Annotated in this window: 19 protein-coding genes; 5 read left to right on the forward strand and 14 right to left on the reverse strand. The window is 72.9% G+C overall.

Features of this window, described 5'->3' with window-relative positions; translation table 11 throughout:
- Position 1: 1 nt before the first annotated feature.
- The 6 genes from ACF1G2_RS17770 to ACF1G2_RS17795 all read right to left on the reverse strand — a co-directional run bounded on the left by ACF1G2_RS17770 (position 2) and on the right by ACF1G2_RS17795 (position 4,879).
- Positions 2 to 1,087 (reverse strand): S1 family peptidase, encoded by a 1,086-nt coding sequence (locus tag ACF1G2_RS17770; protein WP_391799136.1) that lies wholly within the window; start codon positions 1,085 to 1,087, stop codon positions 2 to 4.
- A 213-nt stretch (positions 1,088 to 1,300) separates the two neighbouring features.
- Positions 1,301 to 1,669 (reverse strand): hypothetical protein, encoded by a 369-nt coding sequence (locus tag ACF1G2_RS17775; protein WP_391799137.1) that lies wholly within the window; start codon positions 1,667 to 1,669, stop codon positions 1,301 to 1,303.
- A gap of 148 nt (positions 1,670 to 1,817) precedes the next feature.
- Positions 1,818 to 2,393, reverse strand: coding sequence for a hypothetical protein (locus ACF1G2_RS17780; protein ID WP_391799138.1), 576 nt, complete (start codon positions 2,391 to 2,393; stop codon positions 1,818 to 1,820).
- A gap of 155 nt (positions 2,394 to 2,548) precedes the next feature.
- A complete protein-coding gene (locus ACF1G2_RS17785; protein WP_391799139.1) occupies positions 2,549 to 3,352 on the reverse strand; it encodes an SGNH/GDSL hydrolase family protein in 804 nt (267 codons plus the stop codon).
- A gap of 146 nt (positions 3,353 to 3,498) precedes the next feature.
- Positions 3,499 to 4,083, reverse strand: a complete 585-nt coding sequence (locus ACF1G2_RS17790) for a hypothetical protein (protein ID WP_391799140.1) — start codon at positions 4,081 to 4,083, stop codon at positions 3,499 to 3,501.
- A 46-nt stretch (positions 4,084 to 4,129) separates the two neighbouring features.
- Complete coding sequence (locus ACF1G2_RS17795) at positions 4,130 to 4,879, reverse strand: lysophospholipid acyltransferase family protein (protein ID WP_391799141.1); 750 nt, start codon at positions 4,877 to 4,879, stop codon at positions 4,130 to 4,132.
- Between the two features lie 327 nt (positions 4,880 to 5,206).
- Here ACF1G2_RS17795 and ACF1G2_RS17800 point away from each other — a divergent pair, with 327 nt between their 5' ends.
- A complete protein-coding gene (locus ACF1G2_RS17800; RefSeq protein WP_391799142.1) occupies positions 5,207 to 6,649 on the forward strand; it encodes a S1 family peptidase in 1,443 nt (480 codons plus the stop codon).
- A gap of 23 nt (positions 6,650 to 6,672) precedes the next feature.
- Here the strand turns inward: ACF1G2_RS17800 and ACF1G2_RS17805 are convergent, their stop codons facing one another.
- The 3 genes from ACF1G2_RS17805 to ACF1G2_RS17815 form a co-directional block, all read right to left on the reverse strand.
- Positions 6,673 to 7,236: an HPP family protein gene (locus ACF1G2_RS17805; protein WP_391799143.1), complete on the reverse strand. Its 564-nt coding sequence runs from the start codon at positions 7,234 to 7,236 to the stop codon at positions 6,673 to 6,675.
- Between the two features lie 332 nt (positions 7,237 to 7,568).
- The gene (locus ACF1G2_RS17810; protein ID WP_391799144.1) at positions 7,569 to 8,450 is read right to left on the reverse strand and encodes a diacylglycerol/lipid kinase family protein; all 882 of its coding nucleotides are present in this window, start codon (positions 8,448 to 8,450) and stop codon (positions 7,569 to 7,571) included.
- 44 nt (positions 8,451 to 8,494) lie between these two features.
- Positions 8,495 to 10,090 (reverse strand): FAD-binding oxidoreductase, encoded by a 1,596-nt coding sequence (locus ACF1G2_RS17815; RefSeq protein ID WP_391799145.1) that lies wholly within the window; start codon positions 10,088 to 10,090, stop codon positions 8,495 to 8,497.
- A gap of 74 nt (positions 10,091 to 10,164) precedes the next feature.
- Between ACF1G2_RS17815 and ACF1G2_RS17820 the strand changes: the two genes are divergently transcribed.
- The 3 genes from ACF1G2_RS17820 (at position 10,165) to ACF1G2_RS17830 (ending at position 13,347) form a co-directional block, all read left to right on the forward strand.
- Positions 10,165 to 10,764 carry a TetR/AcrR family transcriptional regulator gene (locus tag ACF1G2_RS17820; RefSeq protein ID WP_391799146.1) on the forward strand — a complete coding sequence of 200 codons (600 nt, stop codon included), beginning with the start codon at positions 10,165 to 10,167 and terminating at the stop codon, positions 10,762 to 10,764.
- Complete coding sequence (locus ACF1G2_RS17825; RefSeq protein ID WP_391799147.1) at positions 10,761 to 12,320, forward strand: glycerol-3-phosphate dehydrogenase/oxidase; 1,560 nt, start codon at positions 10,761 to 10,763, stop codon at positions 12,318 to 12,320. Before ACF1G2_RS17820 ends, ACF1G2_RS17825 begins: the two co-directional genes overlap by 4 nt.
- Before the next feature lie 160 nt (positions 12,321 to 12,480).
- The gene (locus tag ACF1G2_RS17830) at positions 12,481 to 13,347 is read left to right on the forward strand and encodes a PhzF family phenazine biosynthesis protein (protein WP_391799148.1); all 867 of its coding nucleotides are present in this window, start codon (positions 12,481 to 12,483) and stop codon (positions 13,345 to 13,347) included.
- Positions 13,348 to 13,379: 32 nt separating this feature from the next.
- On the opposite strand, the gene ACF1G2_RS17835 is transcribed toward ACF1G2_RS17830, so the two are convergent.
- From ACF1G2_RS17835 to ACF1G2_RS17850, 4 genes are all read right to left on the reverse strand, one after another.
- Positions 13,380 to 14,084: a helix-turn-helix transcriptional regulator gene (locus ACF1G2_RS17835; protein ID WP_391799149.1), complete on the reverse strand. Its 705-nt coding sequence runs from the start codon at positions 14,082 to 14,084 to the stop codon at positions 13,380 to 13,382.
- A gap of 1 nt (position 14,085) precedes the next feature.
- Positions 14,086 to 15,462, reverse strand: a complete 1,377-nt coding sequence (locus ACF1G2_RS17840; RefSeq protein WP_391799150.1) for a nucleobase:cation symporter-2 family protein — start codon at positions 15,460 to 15,462, stop codon at positions 14,086 to 14,088.
- A gap of 399 nt (positions 15,463 to 15,861) precedes the next feature.
- Complete coding sequence (locus ACF1G2_RS17845; protein WP_391799151.1) at positions 15,862 to 17,649, reverse strand: serine/threonine-protein kinase; 1,788 nt, start codon at positions 17,647 to 17,649, stop codon at positions 15,862 to 15,864.
- A gap of 70 nt (positions 17,650 to 17,719) precedes the next feature.
- Positions 17,720 to 18,367, reverse strand: coding sequence for an alpha-ketoglutarate-dependent dioxygenase AlkB (locus ACF1G2_RS17850; protein WP_391799152.1), 648 nt, complete (start codon positions 18,365 to 18,367; stop codon positions 17,720 to 17,722).
- A 125-nt stretch (positions 18,368 to 18,492) separates the two neighbouring features.
- On the opposite strand from ACF1G2_RS17850, the gene ACF1G2_RS17855 reads away from it, so the two are divergent.
- Entirely contained in the window at positions 18,493 to 19,218 is a 726-nt protein-coding gene (locus ACF1G2_RS17855; protein ID WP_391799153.1) for an SMI1/KNR4 family protein, read from the forward strand.
- Here the strand turns inward: ACF1G2_RS17855 and ACF1G2_RS17860 are convergent.
- Entirely contained in the window at positions 19,215 to 20,378 is a 1,164-nt protein-coding gene (locus ACF1G2_RS17860; protein WP_391799154.1) for a glycosyltransferase, read from the reverse strand. The two genes, ACF1G2_RS17855 and ACF1G2_RS17860, sit on opposite strands and share 4 nt — an antisense overlap.
- Between the last annotated feature and the right edge of the window lie 119 nt (positions 20,379 to 20,497).

Raw genomic sequence — 20,497 nt, forward strand, 5'->3', positions numbered from 1 at the left:
GTCAGCCGATCTCGGCGCCGAAGGTCGACAGCGCCTCGGTCACGGGCTGGAAGAACGTCTCCCCGCCCGAGGAGCAGTCGCCACTGCCACCCGAGGTGAGGCCGATCGCGGTGTCGCCGGCGAAGAGCGAGCCGCCGCTGTCGCCGGGCTCGGCGCAGACCGACGTCTGGATGAGGCCCTCGACGATGTCGCCGTTGCCGTAGTTCACGGTCGCGTCGAGGCCGGTGACCTGACCGTCGTGGACCTGGGTGGTCGAGCCGCTGCGCTGCACCTGCATGCCGACCGTGGCGTCGCCCGCCTTGGTGATGGGCTGGGCGCTGCCGTTGTAGAGGTCGACCTCGCTGGGGTGCGGGGTGTCGCCGCTGTACTTCACCAGCGCGAAGTCGTTGCCCGGGAACTGGGAGTCGACCATCGAGCCGATCGCGGCGCCACCGGCCGAGTCGGACCATTCGCTGCCGGTCTCGCCGCAGTGTCCGGCGGTGATGAAGTGGGGCTCGCCGTCCTTCACCACGTTGAAGCCGAGGGAGCAGCGGCCCCCGCCGGAGTGGATCGCGTCGCCGCCGGAGATGAAGGGCTTGAACTCACCGGCGGTGCGCTTGAGTTCGGCCTTGCCCCCGAGGCCCTTGACGACCTGCTGCAGCGTGGTGAGCTCGGCGCCCGAGACGGTGCGGTCGGCCGTGACGACCACCTTGTTGGTGACCGGGTCCGTGGCCCAGGAGGTGCCCGGGATGGTCGCCTTGTCGGTCAGGGTCTCCCGCGCGTCGGTCAGTTCGGCCAGGGTGTTCTCGACGATGCGGGGCTTGGCGCCCGCCTCGCGAACGGTCCGGGCGGCGTCCTCGGACACCACGTTGACGACGAGCGCCTTGGTGGCGGCGTCGTAGTAGGCGCCGGCCTCGGCCGTGCCGAGGTCCACCTTGAGGGAGAGGGCGAGCGTTCCGGCGGCCGGCGCGGTCAGCGTCTTGACCGAGAGCTGCTCGGTGCTGTCACTGGCGTTCGCACTCTGGAACGTGATACCGGCGACGACGAGGGCGGCGACCGCGCCACCCGCCACGACGGTCTTTCGCCTGGCTATGCGACGGTGCTTCAAAATTGACCTCCTGTGGGGGCCGTGCCCGGACGATGAGGGGTGTCCGGGTACGGAGGATGACCCGCCGCACTATTCCGATGCGTCGCAGTCGCACACAAGAGCCCATTGCAGACGCACACGCGACAACTCGCTTGCGTTCACAGGTTCTTCACGCCGCGGCCCTGCCTGGGCAGGGTTTGTCCCACTCCCGCGAACGTCCGGGCGGCGGTCCCGTCACTGACCCCTCTCCATGCGGATGGTCTGCCGGAGCTCGTCCGCCGCTTCCCTGCTGTCACCCTCACGCTGCTCCAGCAGCGCCGCCGCGATGGCGTCCAACTTGGCCTGGATGGCGTGTGTGTCACGGCGTTCGGTGTTCTTCAGCAGAGTGAGCAGGAGGAGGTTGACGGCCGTCATGAGATGCCCCGCGAAGATCAGCCACGGCACGGGCAGGTGCGCGAAGTGCACGGCGATCATGCCGAGGAACAGGAACACGCACAGGACGTAGAACAGCGGCGAGCTGGTGACGTTCGACGCCCGCTCGGCGTAGGCGGCGAACCAGTCGCGCCCGTCACCGCCCCGCTCCGCGGGATGCTGAGTGGTCATGCCGGCCATCGTCGCCGCTCGGAGCCCGTCGTCGCGGGACCCGCCCCGACGGGGCGCGCCGGTGGTCCCGGCCGCCCGCCCGCGTCGGAGCCCCGCCGGAGCGTCCGGGCGGGTCGCCCGGACGCTCCGTCACGGAGTGGTCGCCGGGTCAGCAGCCGCCGCAGTTGTAGAAGGTCACGTCCCAGTGGTTGCCCTCGTCGGCGTAGACGTTGCCGGCACCGGACCTCCACTGCGGAGCGCCGTCACCGCGCACACCGATGTAGGTGAACGTGTTCTTCACGTAGTTCGTGACGCAGGTGGCCTTGGAGAAGTCGAGCTTGTAGCCGTTCCAGTGCGAGTACGTGCCGGAGGCGTGGCCGGTCTCGGTGCCGCCGGTGATGTTCAGGGCGCAGCCGCTCGCACTCCTGAGGGTCTGGGCGCCTTGGGCGGTGGCGAGGTTGAGCTGTTCGAAGGAGGTGCAGGTGGGGTTGTTCCGGTCGGAGCAGCCGCCGGACGAGGACCAGGTGATCCCGGAACTGCGGAACATCGAGGTGGCCGTGGCGTGGCTGATCTTGGTCGCCGCGTGCGCGTCGGTCGCACCGCCGATGACGCCCACGCCGGGAGCGAGGAACGCGCCGAGCACGAGCGCGAGGGCGGTGAGGACCGCGCGGAGCGCGGTTCCCGGTGTCCGGCTCGTGGCCGTGTCGGCGGCCCGAGAGGTGTTCGGGGCCTGTGGATGCTTCATGAGCTTTCCTCCTGGTGCGGATTGCGGCGGACGGAAGCGTGGAGCCTTTCGAGCCGGTCGAGCCGGTCGAGCTGGTGGACCGGAGGGTCTACCCGCGTCGACTCCTGGGCGTGGGAGACCTTGGAACACGGCCCGGGAACGCCCGGGCAGGAAGGTCAGGCGGCCGAGCGGAACGCCGGGAGGTAGCCGCCGGACTGGCCCGTGGCCGTGGGGTGGTAGCTGTTGGAGACGGGCACCGTGAGGCTGTGCAGCCAGGCGTTGCCCGAGCAGATCTCGTGGCCGGTGAACTCGTCCACGACGCTCGAGTACGTGAATCCCGCGTTGGCGGCCTGCTTGGCGAGCATGCCGTTGAGGGCGTCACCGCCCCGGTTGATCGCCGCACGCTCGGTCTCGCTCAGCCCGGCGATGCAGCTGCCGCTGAGCTGGTAGAACCGCGGATAGCCGAGCACGACGACGTGAGCCTGCGGGGCCCTGCTGCGGATGGACGCGTAGAGGGACGAAAGGCTGCCGGGCAGGGTGTTGTCGATCTGCGAGATCGCGGAGTTCACCGCGTTGACGCAGGTCGCCTCGCTCTGCAGGACGCAGGTCTGCATGATGTTCGCGAACCCGACGTCGTTGCCGCCGGCGGTGACGCTGACCAGCGTGGTGGAGCTGTTGAGCGGGGTCAGCTGGCTGTTCTTGACCGTACTGGTGGTCGCTCCCGAACAGGCGGTGAAGGAGAACGAGGCGGGCGCGTTGGCCGCCGCCCACAGGGACGGATAGGCCTTGCTGCTGCGCTGGCAGCTGCCGCTGTCGGACAGGTAGCTGCCGGCGCCCACTCCCGAGGAGTAGGAGTCGCCGACGGCGACGTAGCGCTCCCCTGCCGCCGTGGCGGCGGAGGCGGGCTGGGCGAGGCCGAGGGCGGCGGCGGCCATGGCGAGGAGCGCGGGCAGAACCCGTCTCAGCCTGGATGCGTACATGACAAACAGCTCCATAGGACGGTGCGCGGGCAGGAGTTGTTGAAGCGTCACTCTTGTAGCAGTGATCGACGTCCTCGCGATAGACGCGCGGATCGGATTGTTTCCGTGAGCCCCCGAGACACCCCGAGTCCTCTGATGAGGGTGCGTCAGGCTGCCGTGCCGTAAGGGGCGGACGACCAGCGCCGGATCACCTGAAGACAGACGGTCGCGGCCACCAGGAGACGCCGCTGCTCACTCTCGGCCCGCGGGTCCGGTTCGACCTCGTACCGCTGCAGACCGTCCATCGAGCGCCATGTCGAGACCGTCACCCGGCCCACCGCGCGGTCGAGATGGTCCTGGACGAGCCAGGTCCGGCCCATCACCGCGGTGCGGGTGAGCCGCAAGGCGCCGCTCCCGGTCCGTATGTCGAGCAGACGTGTGCGGTTGACCCGGCCCGGCGCACGGGCCTCACCGAGGGGCAGGCCGTCACCGTCGGTCAGCCGGAAGCGCGGCCGGGCGATCACCCCCTGGGAGACGAGGTCGACACCCAGCACGGACCGGCCTGCGAGGTCCTGGAGGACGTACGCGAAGGTTCCGCGCTCGTGCAGGTGTGCCAGGACCGTGCCGTCCTCGGCCGCCACGTGCATCCTGGGACCGTGATAGCGGCGCAGGACCGGCCGCTTCGGCTCGGTGAGGATCAGCCTGCCGAGGGCGAACAGCTCGTGGACCGGGCCCGCTTCGTCGCCGCCCATGCCGTGGCCCCTCCGCCGTCACTCCCGCCGCCCCGAGTATGGCCGGTCATGCACCGTGCCGAGTAGCTCCGTGCGCGGCCGAGTTGTCCGGCACGCCGATCGTGACGGCCCGCCCCCGGCCGGCCCGCCCTCGGCCGAGCCGTCGTGAGCGGCCGGCCGCGCAGCGGTGTGCGGCCGTGCTCCACGCGTGCGTCACGGACCGGCGTGCCGTGTGGGTCGCGGCGGCCGTGTCGGCGGGCAGTCGCGGTGGCGTCCCGATGTGGACGTGCAGGCGCGGCCTGCGCAGCGGCGCGGTCAGCAGTCCGGCCAGCTGCTTGGTGGCGCCGCCCGAGGTGATACGGCGGGCACCGGCCTGGCCGAGGGGGACCAGCGGGACCCCGGCGGCCGCTGCCAGCCGGGCGGGCCCGCTGCGGAAGGCCTGCGGCGGCGCGTCCGCCGAGTCCGGGCGGTCCGGGATGCACCCCTCGCCGTAGACCAGGACGTGGCGTCCGGCGCGCAGCGCGGCCTCCGCTTCGGCCAGTGCCTCGGCGGCCCGCGCGGTCCCACGGCGCACCGGGACGTACCCCTCGCGGGTCAGGGCGCGGCCCAGGAGCGGAATGCGCCAGAGGCCGGCCGCGCAGAGCACGACGGGCTCGATGCCCATACGGCGCAGGGCCGCGAGGACCACGAGCGGGTCGGCGAGGCTGGTGTGGTTGGCGACGATCACGGCGCCGCCCTCGGGTACCCGCGGGATGTCGGCCGTGACGGCCAGCCGTCCCAGGAGGGGGACGACTGCGGAGGCGAGGCGGCTGAGCATGCGGGGCCTTCCTGACTGACGGTCGCGGGTGCAGGCCCTCATCGTCGGACCACGGCACCGCGGCGGACCTGAGCGCCCGTACTCATCCGCGCACATGTCCCCGGACCCAGGGCTGAGTACGTGTGTCACGCCGCAGGCAGCTCATCGGCCACCGCGTGTCCCGAGTCGCGAGCCGCGAGCCCCGAATCGCGGCGAACTCCGTTGCCGGGAAGGGCAGATGCGACTCGGGCTGAACACGCGCCGCCTCCCGCACGTACTGACGGGCGGGTCCCGGTCGGCGGGGCCTCAGGTGGTCGAAGCGGCGCGGCGGCACGACGAGGGAGCGGGATGAGGCACGCACGACGGGGCGTGAGGCGGGTGATGCGGCTCGCCGCCGCAGGCGGGCTGGTCTGCGGTTCGCTGATGGTCACGTACGCGGTGGCCGGCGAACCGTCAGGAGCGGGCACGGGCACGGTCGGGACACTCAGGGCGGGAGGTGATCCGGCACGGGCGGCGGCGGAGATCGTGACCCGGCTCGGCGACACCCGTACCGCCGGCAGCTGGACCGGCGCGGACGGCCGGACGGTGGTCGGGGTGACGGACGCCGCCGCGGCGGCCGAGGCCAGGCGGGCGGGCGTGGCGCCGAAGCTGGTCCGCCACAGCATGGACCGCCTGCGCGCCGCGACCGAGACCCTCGCGGCGCAGCCCCGGGTTCCGGGCACCGCGTGGGTGACGGACTACTCCTCCAACCGGATCGTCGTCCGGGCCGACAGCACCGTCTCCGCCGGCGACTGGTCGCGGCTCTCCGGGGTGGCCGGGAGCATGGGGGACGTCGTGCGGATGGAACGCACGGAGGGCAGGTTCACCACCCGGGTGAGCGCGGCGGCCCCCATCTTCAACGACGGCGGCCGGTGCTCGGTCGGCTTCAACGTCACCGACGGACGTGACGTCTTCATCCTGACCGCCGGACACTGCGGCGGCGCCGGAACGACGTGGTTCCGGAACCCGGACGACTCGCGCCCGCTCGGGACCACCGTCACCGCCGACTTCCCGGGCGGGGACTTCGCCCTCGTACGGTACGAGGACGGCGCGTCGCTCGACGGCGCCGACATGGTGACGCTCGGCGGGCGGCAGGGCATACGGATCATCGGTGCGGCCGAGCCGGTCGTCGGCCAGCAGGTCTTCCGCAGCGGCAGCACCACCGGGCTGCGCACCGGCCGGATCACCGCTCTGGACGCGACCGTCAACTATCCCGAGGGCACCGTCACCGGGCTGATCGAGACCACGGTCTGCGCGGAACGCGGCGACAGCGGCGGCCCCCTGTTCTCCCGGGGGCTCGCCCTCGGCGTGACCTCCGGCGGCAACGGCAACTGCGCGCGGGGCGGCATCACCTACTTCCAGCCCGCGCTGAAGGCGATGCAGACGCTCGGGGTGAGGCTGGTCGACCGGGACACCGACCCCGGCCGGCAGCCGAGTCCCGGCCTGCCCTCCCCCACGTCCGGGGCCCCCTCCGACGGCTCCACCACGGACTCCCCCTCGCCGCGGCCCACCTCGTCGGCCGACGCCCAGGCGGGCCCTCCCGGAGCGCCACCGGCGGCGGGCGGCACGGGGGGCGGTTCGGGCCCGGGCACCGTCTCCGGGATCGCGGACGACTTCGGCCCGCTGGGGGGTGTGGCGCCGGGCCTCGGCGTCGTCGGGGCGAGTCTCGTCCTGCTGTTGATCAGCCGCTGGATCGAGGCCAGGCAGGGCAGGCGCAACTACCAGGACTACTACTCCCAGACATGGGCCTGAGCCCCGGGCGGACCGGGAGCGGGTCACCACCAGTAGGCGGGGTACCTCGGTGAGGTGCGGCGGATGCGGGAGCCGGCGTACCCCGTCAGTACGAGCAGGACCGTCGCACCGAAGAGAAGCGGGACGAAGCGGGCGGGCGCGGGTGTCTGGAGCACGATGACGACGGCCGTCGCGCAGGCGGCGGAGTGGGGCGTTCGCGCGAAGGTGGTCAGCGCCAGGGTGAGGCCGGCGGCGACGGCGGCGGTCCACGCGTTGCTGCCCCCGACGGCGAGGGCGGCGTACCCCGTGGCGGCGCCGAGGAGGTGGCCGACCACGACACTGCGGGGCTGGGCCAGGGGCAGCGTCGGCGCGGCGTGCACCAGCGCGGCGCTGGCGGCCAGCGGAGGTATCAGCACCGGCTCGTGGATGACCGCGCCGATCGCGACCAGGGTCAGCAGAACGGCCGTCGCGGCGCTCACGCTGTGGAACGCGGCCAGCGGAGTGGGCCTGGCCGGCGCGCGGCCGGTGAAGCGGGCGGGGCCTTCTCGGCGGGGAGCGTCGACGGGGGCACGGGCGGGCTGGGGACGCGAGGGGGCGTCGGTGGTCATCTGTTGCTGTTTCCGTGGCAGGCGGCCGGGGGCCGGTCGGGGCGGTGGCGGTACGGCGGACGCGAGGACGTCCTGGGGCTCTGTGATCGACAGCCGGCCCGGCCCTGCGCATCGCCCTGGTGCGGCGGCGCGACCGTCCATGACTCTAACCTGCGGGTTTGTCGCCGTTCGTGGCGGGGTGGGTGCCCGGCGACACGAGGACGGGCCGCCCGCTGTGTGGGCGGGCGGCCCGTGGTCGTACGAAGAGGACGGGGTACCGCGTCCCGGCCGTGGGTCTGGGACGGCCGGGACGCGGCCCTTCCGTCCCGTGGGGGGTCAGAAGGGCGGAGAGGTCAGACCAGGACGTTGAGCGCCCCCGGCTGCACCCGCACCGTCACCGGCAGGGTCGCGTCGACCTCGCCGTCGGCGCCGTACGGGAGCGGACGGTCCGCCTCGATGCGGATCTCCCTGCCGCGCAGGATCTCCACCTGGGGGCGGTTCACGTGCGCCCCGGTCTTGAGCTCGTTCATCGTCGCGAAGAAGTGCCGCTTGGGCGCGTCACCGATCACCACGACGTCCAGCAGCCCGTCGTCGACGCTGGCGCCGGGCGCGACGTTCCGGCCGAAGCCGTAGAAGCCGGAGTTCGCCGCGACCACGGTGTAGCCGGAGCGTTCGTGCGGCACCCCGTCGACGGTGATCCGGTACGTGGCCGTTCGCCAGGCGAGCACGGCCCGCAGGCCGCCCGCGTAGTACGACGCGGCACCGCGCAGCAGACGCGAGGCGTTGGCGTGGCTGTTGGCGACCGCGTCGACGCCCGCGTACACGCTGCCGAGGACGGAGATCCGCGCGTGCGTCGCGGACTCCACCTCGATCGTGTCGACCGCGCGCGGTGCGCCGTCGAGCAGCACCCGTGCGAGCCCCGGGGCGTCGGTGGGAAGCCCCAGCGCCCGGGCGAAGTCGTTGCCGCGGCCCGCGGGGACCAGGCCGAAGACCGTGTCCGTACCGCTGAGCGCGCCGCCGACGCACCCGGCCATCCCGTCACCGCCCACCGCGAGCACGACCTGGCCCTGTGCTCCCGCCCGGCGGGCGAGTTCCTGCGCGTGTTCCAGGCTGCGGCTGTACACGGTGTCGAGCCGCGCGCCCGCTTCACGCAGCAGCCGGGCCAGCGGGAGCAGGGCCGCTGTCCCGCTGGAACCCCCTGCGGTGGGGTTGACGACGGCGGTGAACTGTCGCATGGATCAGGCCTCCGGACGGGAGAAGGGGTCGGTCGAGGAGACGGTCAGCGGACGGGGATGAGCACCCCGGGGCTGAGCACGCCCGACGGGTCGACCTCCGCCTTGACCGCCTGCAGCATGCGCACTCCCAGCGGGCCGATCTCGCGGGCGTACCAGTCGCGGTGGTCGGTGCCGACGCCGTGGTGGTGGCTGATGGTGCCGCCCGCCGCGAGGATCGCGTCGTTGGCAGCACGCTTCACGGGGGCCCAGTGGGCGACCGCGTCCTCTCCCTGCGCCGAGACGACGGTGAAGTACAGCGAGGCGCCGTTCTCGTAGGTGTGCGAGATGTGGCACATGACGAGCGGCGGGGTTCCGGCCTCGGTGAGGGAGCTCGTGAGTGCCTCGCGTACCGCCGTGTACAGCTGGGGCAGCGTGGACCAGAAGCCCGCGGTCTCCAGCGTCTCGGCGAAGGCGCCGGCGTCGAGCAGGGCGTCGCGCAGGTACGGCGCGTTGTAGCGGCCGTGCTCCCACCGGTCACCCGGTTCCTCGCCGACGTACTCGCCGCCGCAGGCCAGCAGGATCTCGCGGGCGGCGGCGCGCCGGGCGGCCGTCTCCTCCTCGGTGCCCTCGTAGCCGGTGATCGCCATGCAGCCGGAGCCGGCCGGGGTGTCGGCGGCGCCGATCGCGTCCGGCTGGGCGAGTCCGATGAAGGTCTCGGTCTCGTCCGAGAGCCGCAGCACGGTGGGGCGCGGGCCGTCCTGCGCGAGCCGGCGCAGGGCGGCGGACCCGGCCTCGAAGGAGGCGAAGCGCCAGCCCTCGTAGACACGCTTCTGCGGCAGGGGACGGATCCGCACGGTGACGGCCGTGATGACTCCGAGGGCTCCTTCGGAGCCGAGGATCAGCTGGCGCAGGTCGGGGCCGGCGGCCGAGCGCGGGGCGCGTCCGGTTTCCAGCGTGCCTTCGGGGGTGGCGACGATGAGGGCGAGGACCATCTCGTCGAAGCGTCCGTAGCCGGCGGAGGCCTGGCCGCTGGAACGGGCCGCGGCGAAGCCGCCGACGGACGCCCACTCGAACGACTGGGGGAAGTGGCCGAGGGTCCAGCCCTTCTCGTTCAGCAGCGCCTCGACGCGGGGTCCGCGCAGGCCCGGCTGGAGCGTCGCGGTACGGGACACCTCGTCGACGGCCAGCAGCTGGTCGAGGCGGCGCAGGTCGAGGGCGACGAACGGCCGCTTCGTCTCGGGCCTGAGGCCGCCGACGACGGAGGTGCCACCGCCGAAGGGGACGACGGGGAGGCCGTGGGCGGCACAGGCGCGCAGCACGGCGAGCACCTCGTCGTGGTCGGCGGGGAGGACCACGGCGGCCGGGATGTCCTCGACCTCGCCGGCGCGGATGCGGAGCAGGTCGGGGGTGGACTTGCCGCGGGTGTGCCGGATCCGGCTCTCGGCGTCGTCGCGCAGCGCGTCCTCGGCCGCCAGCGCCGACCGCAGCGCGGTGCGCGCCTCGTCGGTCAGGACCGGCGCGGGGAGCTCGATCTCGTCGAGGGTCGACGGTCCGCTCTCCCGGGGGGTGACGCCGAGCAGGTCGCGCAGCAGGCCGGTCACCGCTTCGGGCAGGGGGGCCGCCTTGGCCGGGTCGCCCCAGCCGCTCCACAACATGTCCATTTCGAGATGTTCCTCTCGGTCTGATTCACGGACGGTGCTGCCGCTCGGCCCGTACTGGCATTACACTGTGACAGATGACGCCCATTCGTCACAACCACTCGGACGCAGATCCCGTGCTGGACGCCGCGCGCGACTGCGTGCTCGCCGTCGGCGTACGGCGCACGACCCTGACCGACGTCGCCCGGCGCGCGGGCGTGTCCCGGATGACGCTGTACCGGCGATGGCCCGACGTCCGCAGTCTCGTCGGCGACCTGATGACCCGTGAGTGGATCGCCGTCGCCGCCCAGGCCATGCCGGCCCCCGGCGACGGCCGGCCCGTGCGGTCGCGGATGGTGGACGGGCTCGTCGCGGGCGCCGCCGCGTTCCGTGCGCACCCGCTCTTCCACAAGATCCTCGACGTGGATCCCGAACTGCTGCTGCCCTACATCCTCGACCGCCGGGGCGCGAGCCAGGAGGCCTTCCTCGGGCTCCTCGTCACGGCGCTCGGCGAGGGGCACGCGGACGGGTCCGTGCGCCGTGCCCCCGTGGACCTGCAGGCGAGGTCCCTGCTGCTCGTCGTGCAGTCCTTCACGCTCTCGCTGCGCACCATGACCGACGAGAGCGATCCCGAACTGAGCGAAGCCGCCTTCCTCGACGAGCTGCGCACCCTGCTGGAGAGGACCCTCACCCCATGAACTCCCTGAGCAGCCCCTCCCTGCCCGGCTCCTCGCTCGACGCGGAGCGACGGAGCCGTGAGCTCGCCGAACTCGCCGACGGCGCCCAGGTCGACGTCCTGGTCGTGGGACTCGGCGCCACCGGCGCGGGAGCCGCGCTCGACGCGGCGACGCGCGGCCTCTCCGTCGCCGCGATCGACGCCCACGACCTCGCGTTCGGCACGTCCCGCTGGAGCTCCAAGCTGATCCACGGCGGGCTGCGCTACCTCGCGAGCGGGCAGCTCGACGTCGCCCACGAGAGCGCCGTCGAACGCGGCATCCTGATGGAACGGACCGCTCCCCACCTGGTCCGCGCCCAGCCCTTCGTCCTCCCCCTCACCCCGCTCGTCAGCCGCGGGCAGGCGGCCCTCGCGCGCGCCGGGTTCTTCGCCGGCGATCTGCTGCGCGTCTCCGCCCGTACGGCACGCACCACTCTGCCCGCCCCGCGCACGCTCTCCGCCGTCGAGACGCGCCACCTCGCCCCGGCCCTGCGCCCCACGGGACTGCGCGGCGGGCTGCTCTCCTGGGACGGCCAGCTCACCGATGACGCCCGGCTGGTCACCGCGATCGCGCGCACGGCCGCCGCGCACGGCGCCCGTGTCCTCACCCGGACCCGCGCCCTCGAACTCACCGGCGACGGCGCCCGGGTACGCGACGAGACGACCGGCCAGGAGCTGCGCATCCGCGCCCGCGTCGTCGTCAACGCGACCGGTGTGTGGGCGGGCGGCCTCGTCGAGGACGTACGGCTGCGGCCCTCCCGGGGGACCCACCTCGTGCTGCGCGACGTGGACCTCGGCCGGCTCTCCGCGGGCCTGCACATCCCGATCCCGGGCGAGACCAACCGCTTCGTGCTCGTCCTCCCCCAACAGGACGGGCGGGTGTACGTCGGGCTCACCGACGAGCCCGTCGACGGCGACGTGCCCGACGTGCCGGAGGTGCCGGAGACCGACATCGGCTTCCTTCTCGACGTCCTCGGCTCCGCCCTCGACGTCACCGTCCGACGCGCGGACGTGGTGGGAGCCTTCGCGGGTCTGCGCCCCCTCCTCGACACCCGCGGGGAGGGAGGCCGCACCGCCGACATCTCCCGGAAGCACGCGGTGCTCACCTCGCCCGACGGGATCGTCACGGTGGTCGGCGGCAAGCTCACCACGTACCGGCGCATGGCGCAGGACGCCGTCGACGCCGCCGTCGCCGCCCGAAGCCTCACCGCCGGCCCGTGCCGCACCGCCTCCACGCCGCTCGTCGGCGCGGCACGGCCGCGGACCCTCGCCCAGCTCGACGTGCCCGCGCGTCTCGTACGCCGGTACGGCACCGAGGCGACGGCCGTGCACGAGCTCGGCGTCGAGAACCCGGAGCTCGCCCGGCACGTCGTTCCCGGCCATCCGGTCACCTGCGCCGAACTGCTCTGGGCCGTCCGCCACGAAGGGGCGCTGGACGCCTCCGACCTCCTCGACCGCCGTACCCGCATCGGGCTCGTCGCCGAGGACCGTGACACGGCCGAGGCGGCGGCGCTCGACGCGCTGGCCCGAACGGCCTGACGTCCGGGCGCCCACGAAGGCCCGGTGCTCCGCGCGGCGGGAAGGCTCCCGCCGCGCGGAGCGCGTGCGCGGGATGCCGGGCGGTCCGAGGCGCCCGCTGCGGCCGATGCGGCTCCAGCGCGACGGGAACAGCCGGACAGGTTCCGGAGTTGTGCCGATCATGACGACTCAGCACGCGGTCCTGCGCTACACCGCCTTCTCCACCGACCCGGCAGGCGGCAACCCCGCCGGCATCGTCCTGGACGCGGCAGGGCTCGACGACAGCGCCATGCTCGCCATCGCAGCGGACCTCGGCTACAGCGAGTCGGCGTTCCTGACCGCCCCGCCCGCGGACCTCGACGGCGCGGACGGACGGGCCTTCACGATCCGGTACTTCAGCCCGAAGGCGGAGGTCCCCTTCTGTGGTCACGCCACGGTGGCGACCGCCGTCGCCCTCGGCGAGCGGTTCGGCTCCGGCGAACTGGTCTTCGCCACACGGGCGGGGACCGTGCCGGTGAGCGTGACCGAGGACGCCGGTGCCGTCCGGGCCACACTCACCACCGTCGAGCCGTACGTCGAGACGATCGGCGACGCGGACCTCGTCGAGGCGCTCGCCGCTCTGGACTGGCCCGCCGGCGACCTCGACCCCGCGCTGCCCCCGCGCATCGCCTTCGCGGGCGCCCGCCATCTCGTCCTCGGTGCGGCGACGCGCGAGCGGCTCGCCGACCTCGCGTACGACTTCGCGCGGCTCGAAGCGCTGATGCACCGGCTCGACCTGACCACCGTGCAGCTGGTGTGGCGCGAGTCCGGAACCGTATTCCACGTGCGCGACCCGTTCCCGGTCGGCGGCGTCGTCGAGGACCCCGCGACGGGCGCGGCGGCCGGTGCCTTCGGGGCGTACGCCCGCGAACTCGGCCTGGTCCCCGGTGCCTCGGTCCTCACGCTCCACCAAGGCGCCGACATGGGGCGCCCGAGCCTGCTGACGGTGGAACTGCGCGAGGGCGAGGCCCGGGTGCGGGTCAGCGGAACGGGGACCCGCATCGTCTGAGCGAGCCCGTGTCGGCGTCGCGCGGTGACCGCTCACCTCGGCGGCTCGGGATGGTGGCCGACGAGGTGGAGGAACCGGTCCGGCAGGTCGTGCAGCCAATCCGCGCGCTCCGTGGCGAGTTCCCTGAGCCGGGCGGTGTCGTTGCGGGCGACGAGGTGGCCCATGTAGCGCTCGTTGAACCGGGCGTACTCCTGGTGCAGGGCGCGGAGCACCTGGGCCACCGTGCGCTCGGGCGCGGCGACGAGCCGCGCGAGCGAGGCGGTGTGCTGTTTCCACCGGCCTTCGACGGCGTGGCGGAGCAGCTCGTCGAGGTCGCCCGCCCGCCGCATGACGCGGAGCAGTTCGTCCGGCGCGAGTCCGAGGGCGTCGGCAAGCCCCAGCGTCTGGCGGTCCGTTCCGCTCCAGCGGTGATCCCTCTCCGCGCGCGCGTAGGCGTCGGCGTCCATGCCGATGCGCCGGGCCAGTCTCTCCGCGCTGAACTGCCGGGCGAGGCGGTGCTCACGCAGGGATCTCGGGTGCCGCGCCATGAGCTCGGGGGTGGGGCACCAGAGCGCGTCGGCCAGCGCGAAGAGTTCGGCCTCCGACGGTGTCATCGCCCCTGTCTCCCAGGCCAGTACGGCCGTCACGGAGCGATGCACCCCCAGCTGTGCCATGGCGGCGACGACCTGTTCCGGGGCCAGACCGATGCGCAGCCGTGCGGCCCGGGCCCGGTCGGGAGAGAACGGGGGCTGGGACATCTCAGCGGGCCGTGGTCGTCTGCGGGCTCGTACCGTCGTCGTGTACGGCGAGGCCGTCCCAGTCGATGGCCTCCCGTCCACGCCGGCGCTCGAACGCGTGGAAGAACAGGTTCAGCAGGACCGCCGAGAGCGTGCCGAGGGTGATTCCGCTGCCCAGGACGGCCCGCACCTCGGTGGGCATTCGCTCGAAGAAGGGCGCCACGGCGGTCGGGAGCATCGCCGCGCCGAGACTGACGGCCAGGACGAGGGCGTTGCGTTCCTGCCTCAGGTCGACCTTGGCGAGGATCTGGATGCCGACGGTGGCGACCATGCCGAACATCACGACGGCCGCCGCGCCGAGGACGGGGTGGGGAACGGAGGCCACCACCGCGCCCGCCTTCGGTACGAGTCCGAGGAGGATCATCAGGACGCCGGCCGCCACCACGACGAACCGGCTGGTGACACGGGACATCCTGACCAGACCGATGTTCTCGGCGAACGCCACGTACGGGAAGGAGTTGAACACTCCGCCGAGCACCGTGGCCAGACCGTCGGCCCGCAGGGCGCGGCCGACCGTTTCGCCGTCGACCTGCCGATCGGTGATCTCCCCCATGGCGTAGACGTCTCCGGTCGTCTCCACCATGGTGATGAGCATGACGACGACCATGGCGATCATGGGGAAGACGGAGAAGTGCGGCATCCCGTAGTGGAAGGGGGTGCTGACGCCGAGCCAGTCGGCCTGTTCGACCGCGCCGAGGTCCGCGTCACCGAGCAGCCAGGCGACCGCGGTGCCGCCCACGAGCCCGAGGAGGACGGCGACGCTGCGCAGGAACGGGCCTCCGAAGCGCACCACCAGCAGGATGAAGAGCAGTGTCCCTCCCGCGTAGGCGAGGCTGGCGTGGTCGCCGTAGCGGGGCCCGCCGTTGAGCGCGGAGCCGCCGCCGACGTCCTGGAGCGCCACCGGTATGAGGACGACGCCGATGACCGTGAGGAGGGTGCCGGTGACGATCGGGGGGAAGTACGCGGTGAGTCTGCCCGCGAACGGGGCGAGGAGGAAGATCGCGACACCGCCGGTGATCACGGCGCCGTACACCACGAGAAGACCGGCCGTGCCGCCGCCCGCGCCCTGGCCGATGGCGATCATCGGTGAGACGGCCGTGAAGGTCGCTCCCTGCACGAGCGGCAGACGGGCGCCGATCCGCCAGAAGCCCCACGCCTGGATGATGGTGGCGATGCCCGCGGTGACCAGGTCGGCGTTGATGAGGTAGACGAGCTCCTGCCGGGAGAGTCCGAGGCTGTTGCCCAGGATCACCGGCACGAGCACCGCACCGGCGTAGAACGCCAGGACGTGCTGGAATCCGTAGAGCGTGAGCGTGGGGAGCGGAAGAACCTCGTCCACCGGATGCGTGGTGGTGCGGGGTCGTCGGCGGGGGGCCAGTGGTGCCATCTCTGCCTTGCCTGAGGGTAGGTGAATGAGAAGGCGCGACGCCGGTCGCGCGGGAAGGCCTCGAAGGGGGCATCCGGGCGGCCGCGCTGATCGGGCGGTTCACCGGCTGGCGGCACGGGGTTACCGGTGCGCGGCCAGGCGTCCAGACATGGAGGCGTGTCGAGCCGGGGCCATGAGGCCCGGGCCGGACACCGATCCTGACGGACGTGTCCGGCGCCGCGCAAGACGGTGCACCATGCTTTTTGAAGTAAAACCCTGAAGTAACTTAGGAATCAGTGGCCATGGAGTGCTCCAGGTGCGGATTTCGTTGCCGTGCACCGGCCGTTGGATGTCGGGCCGGTGCACGTCGGCTCAGGACGCCGGGTGGCTCGACACGACCTTTCCGCCGGTGTCGGCGGCGAGGTAGCCGACCGCGCTGTACTCGTTGATGAGGTAGAAGCGCAGGGTCGGGCGGTCGTCGTTGAAGGTCCAGCGGTCGACGATGACGTAGCGCATGTTCGGGTTGTCGACCTTCAGTTCCTTCTCCCCGCGCTTCATGAGCGCGGGGAGACCGTCCCAGGCCATGGCCGAGACGTCGAACGGCTGCTCGTCGGCGGCGTCCGCGGAGATGGTCCCGCCGGGGCCGGTCTTCCGGGCCACCCCGTTGCGGTACTCGTACGCGTCGTAGGTCTTCGCGCCGGGCCGGGTCGGGATCTCGGCGAGGGCGTACTCCTCGTAGATCGTCAGCTCCTTCATCGTGGCCGAGCCGCCGGCCTCGCGGAACGCCGCGATGACGGCGCGGACGTTCGCCGTCGTGAGAAGCGTGCCGCGGGTCGTGGGCGCGGCGTCGGTCTGCGAACCGCCGCCCTTCCCGGTGCCGCCGGCCGAGATGCCGGCGCCCGGGGTCCGGCCCGCTGTCGTGGGAGTCGTGCCTCCCTTGCCCTCGGAGCCCGTACCGCCGTCGGGGAGCAGGTTCACGATGCCGACGGTGACCGCGGCAGCCGCGAGGACGAGCGAGACGGCGAGCACGGCGGTTCGGCGGCGGGTGGGGGGTGTGCGGGGCCCGGAGGGTGAGGCGGGCTGCGTGGGCGGTCCGAACCCGCCGCCGAGTCCGCCGCCGAGTCCGCCGCCGAATCCGGCGACCGCAGGCGGCGCGTGGGAGGGGACGGTCGGGGTGGCCCACGGCTGCGGGACGGGCTGCTGCTGAGGCTGCGCGTACGCGGGGTGGGGATGCGATGGCGGATGAGGCTGCGGATGGGCGTGCGGCGGGCCGAAGGGGCCGGGGGCCGCTTCCGCCGGTGCACTCGTGCCGGAGTGGCCGGACGCCGCCTCGGCCAGCAGTTGTTCCAGCCGCGCCGCGTCGGGACGCGACGCCGGGTCGCGTACGAGGAGTCGGGCGAGTACGGGAGCCAGCGCACCGGACCTCACCGGCGCCGGGATCGGGTCGTCGAGCACGGCGACGACCGTCGCGAGGCTGGTGGACCGGCGCAGCGGGTGGTGGCCCTCGGCGGCGACGTACAGGAGCATTCCGAGCGACCAGAGGTCGGAGGCCGGGTTGCCCTCCTCGCCACGCACCCGCTCGGGGGCGATGAACTCGGGCGAGCCGATCAGGTCGCCCGTGGCCGTGAGCCTCGACGTCGCCTCGCTGATCACGGCGATGCCGAAGTCGGTGAGGACGGCGCTGCCGTCGGGGCGGAGCAGCACGTTGGCGGGTTTGACGTCGCGGTGATGGATGCCGGCGGAGTGGGCGGCGCGCAGGGCGGAGAGAACCTGTCGCCCGAGCGTGACGACCTCGGGGACGGACATGGGTCCCACGGCGAGTCGGTCGTACACCGAGCATCCCTCGACGAGCTCCATGACGATCCAGGGGTGCGAGCCGTCCTGGGGCTCGACGATGTGGTGGATCGTCACGACGTGGGGATTGGAGAGCCGCGCCAGCGCCCGGGCCTCGCGGACGGCCCGCTCTCGCATCTGTGCGGCGAGTCCGGGGTTCGCCTCCTCGATGGCGGGGTCGGGAGGACGTACCTCCTTGAGGGCGACATCGCGCTCCAAGGCGATGTCACGTGCTCGCCAGACGGTGCCCATGCCGCCGCTGCCCAGTCGGGAGATCAGGTGGAAACGCCCGTCGACCAGGGGTCTTCGGTCCTCGCTCGCGCTCATGAGCGGTCATGGTATGCGGTGCCGGTGACAGGCCGTACGTCGGCGGCCGCCGTCCGCCCGTGCGCGCGGGTCAGCCCACGCCCCGGGGACGGAACTGGACGCTGATGCGCGGCCCGACGGCGCGGCTCGTCTTGGGGACCGCGTGTTCCCAGGTGCGCTGGCACGAGCCGCCCATGACCACGAGATCGCCGTGCCCGAGGGGGAGCCGGAGGGCGACGGGGCCGCCGCCGCGGGGGCGGAGGGCGAGGTCGCGGGGGTCTCCGAGGGAGAGGATGGCGACCATGGTGTCGTGGGTGGCGGAGCGTCCCGTCCGGTCGCCGTGCCAGGCGACGCTGTCGCGGCCGTCGCGGTACAGGCAGAGGCCGGCGGTCACGAAGGGCTCACCGAGCTCGGAGGCGTAGTGGGCGCTCAGGCTCTCCCGGGCCTCGAGGAGGGCGGGATGCGGGAGGGGGACGCCCTCGCGGTAGTAGGCGAGGAGACGGGGTACGGCGACCACGTTGTCGTACATCGTGCGCTCCTCGGCCTGCCACGGGACGTCCGCGGCCAGCTGCTCGAAGAGCGCGTCGGCTCCGAGGAACCACCCGGGGAGGTGGTCGACCCAGGCACCGCCGTCGAGAGCGGTCCGCCGGACCCCCTCCAGCGGACCGGGCCGGCTGTCGTCGCCCTGGTCGAAGAGCGAGCCCTGCAGTCCGGGCATCTGTGGTCGTGGTGCGGTCATGGTTCCAGCGTAGACGAATATTCGCACGTATGAGCGAATCAAGCGCCGGCGGCGGCGCCACGGGGGACGGCCTCGTCCGGATGCACGCAAAAGGGTGTGTCGGCGTGCACCGATATCGTCCCGGCATGACACATGAGTTCGACATGGCGCGGTCGCTGGGTGCGGCGGTACAAGACCGCCGGGGTGCCTGGGAGTTCATCCGCGGGTTCGTCGCGGACTGGGCGGAGGGGCTCGCCGACGACGGCTGGAATGAGACGGACCTCGCGGCCGCGGAGAAGAGGCTCGGCCTCCGGCTGCCGTCGGCCCTCCGAGAGGCGTACCTGCTGTTCGGCCGCCGCAAGGACCTCACCAGCAACCACGACGTGCTGCTCGGCCCCTCGGAGCTGTATGTCGACGAGGCCGGGAAGGCCCTGGTCTTCCGGCACGAGAACCAGGGGGCCGCGTCCTGGGGAATCCGGCTCGCGGAGCTGACGGACGACGACCCGGCCGTCCTCGTCAAGACGGACCTGGCCGACAAGGCTGCCGAGCACTGGGAGAACTGGCTGGAGCGGCTGTCCCTGTGCTTCGTCGAGATCGTGCTGTCGGAATCCGTGCAGGCCGAGGGCGAGCTCTGCGACTTCCTGTGCGACTTCGACGACCGCGGAGTCGAACTGCTGGAGGAGAACTGCACCCGGCTGCCGTTCCCGGCCTATCCGATGAGCGAGGAGGACCACCCCACGCGTTGGTTCCTCGGCCATGACGTGCTGCTGCGCGACGACGGCGCGTTCCTTCTGGCCCGCGGCCGCACCGAAGCGGCCCTCGACGGCATCCGTGAGCTGGTTCCGGGCGACTGGCTGAACGACGCCGGTTAGATCCCGTCGAAGAGCAGCCGGGCGGCCGTGGCCGCGCCGTCGGTGCGGATCGTGCCGGACACCGCCTCTGCCCGTACCCGCGACTCGGGCGTCAGAGCCGTCTTCAGCGCGGCCGAGAGGGAGGCGGCGGTCGGAGTCGGACCGTCGTGTGCCACGCCGATGCCCAGCGCGGACACCCTGCCCGCCCAGTACGGGTGGTCCGCGCCCTGCGGTACGACCACCTGAGGCGTCCCGGCCAGGGCGGCCGTCGTCGTGGTGCCCGCGCTGCCGTGGTGGACGACCGCGGCCGTCCGGGCGAACAGGGCCTGGTGGTTGACCTCGCCGACGGCGAAGCAGTCGTCCGCATCGTCGATCAGGGGCAGGTCGGCCCAGCCGTGCGACACGACCACGCGACGGCCCTGCTCCCGGAGCGCCTCGACGGCCGCCCGGGCGACGTCCTCGGGGGCGCCGAGGGGCGTGCTTCCGAAGCCGACGAAGACCGGTGGTGTCCCGGCGTCCAGGAACGCCACCAGCTCGGGCGGTAGCGGACGGTCGTCCGGCCTGAGCCACGCACCGGTCTGGACGACGTCGAGCTTCGTGGCCCGCCACGGGCTCAGGACCGGATCCGTCGCCAGCCACGGGCGGTCGGTGAACGCGTAGTCGCGGACGTTGTCCAGCGGCGGCAGGCCGATCGCCGCACGGTGCGTGTCGATCGCGTCGCCGAACATCTCGTTCGCATTCCGGGCGTCCTCGTCCCACAGCGTCCGGTTGTCCGTCACTCCCGGTGACAACGACCGGCCCCGACGGCCGGGCGGCCGCTGGTACGGCGACGGGAGGACGACCGGCTGGTGGCTCACGTGTATATGACGAACCTCCAGTTTCTCGGCCACCGACCGCGCGGCCGCCGTGACCGGCAGCGGGCCGCACGCCACCAGCGCGTCACACCCCTCCGCCGCCGAGGCGACAGGGCCGAACTGTGCGGCGATCAACTCGGCCGCACGCTCCGCCAGCCCCAACGCCGACCCGGGCTCCACCGAGGCCACCACCTGACGCACGGGCCGGCCCACCGGGATCAGGGTCACGCCGACGTCGGCGAAGAGCCGTGCGAACTCCTCGTCCGGCGGCGCGCAGACCCGTACCTCCGCCCCCGACTCCCGGAGCCGCACCGCGAGTCCCACCATCGGCTCGACGCTTCCGCGCGCCCCATACGTCGACAACAGCACACGCACTTCGGCGACTCCCGTTTCAGTCGGCTCCGGCCCGGTGCCCATTCTCCTTCACGCCCGGGGCCACGCCTCCA

The organism is Streptomyces sp. NPDC013457, from assembly GCF_043089925.1.
Taxonomy (GTDB): Bacteria; Actinomycetota; Actinomycetes; order Streptomycetales; family Streptomycetaceae; genus Streptomyces.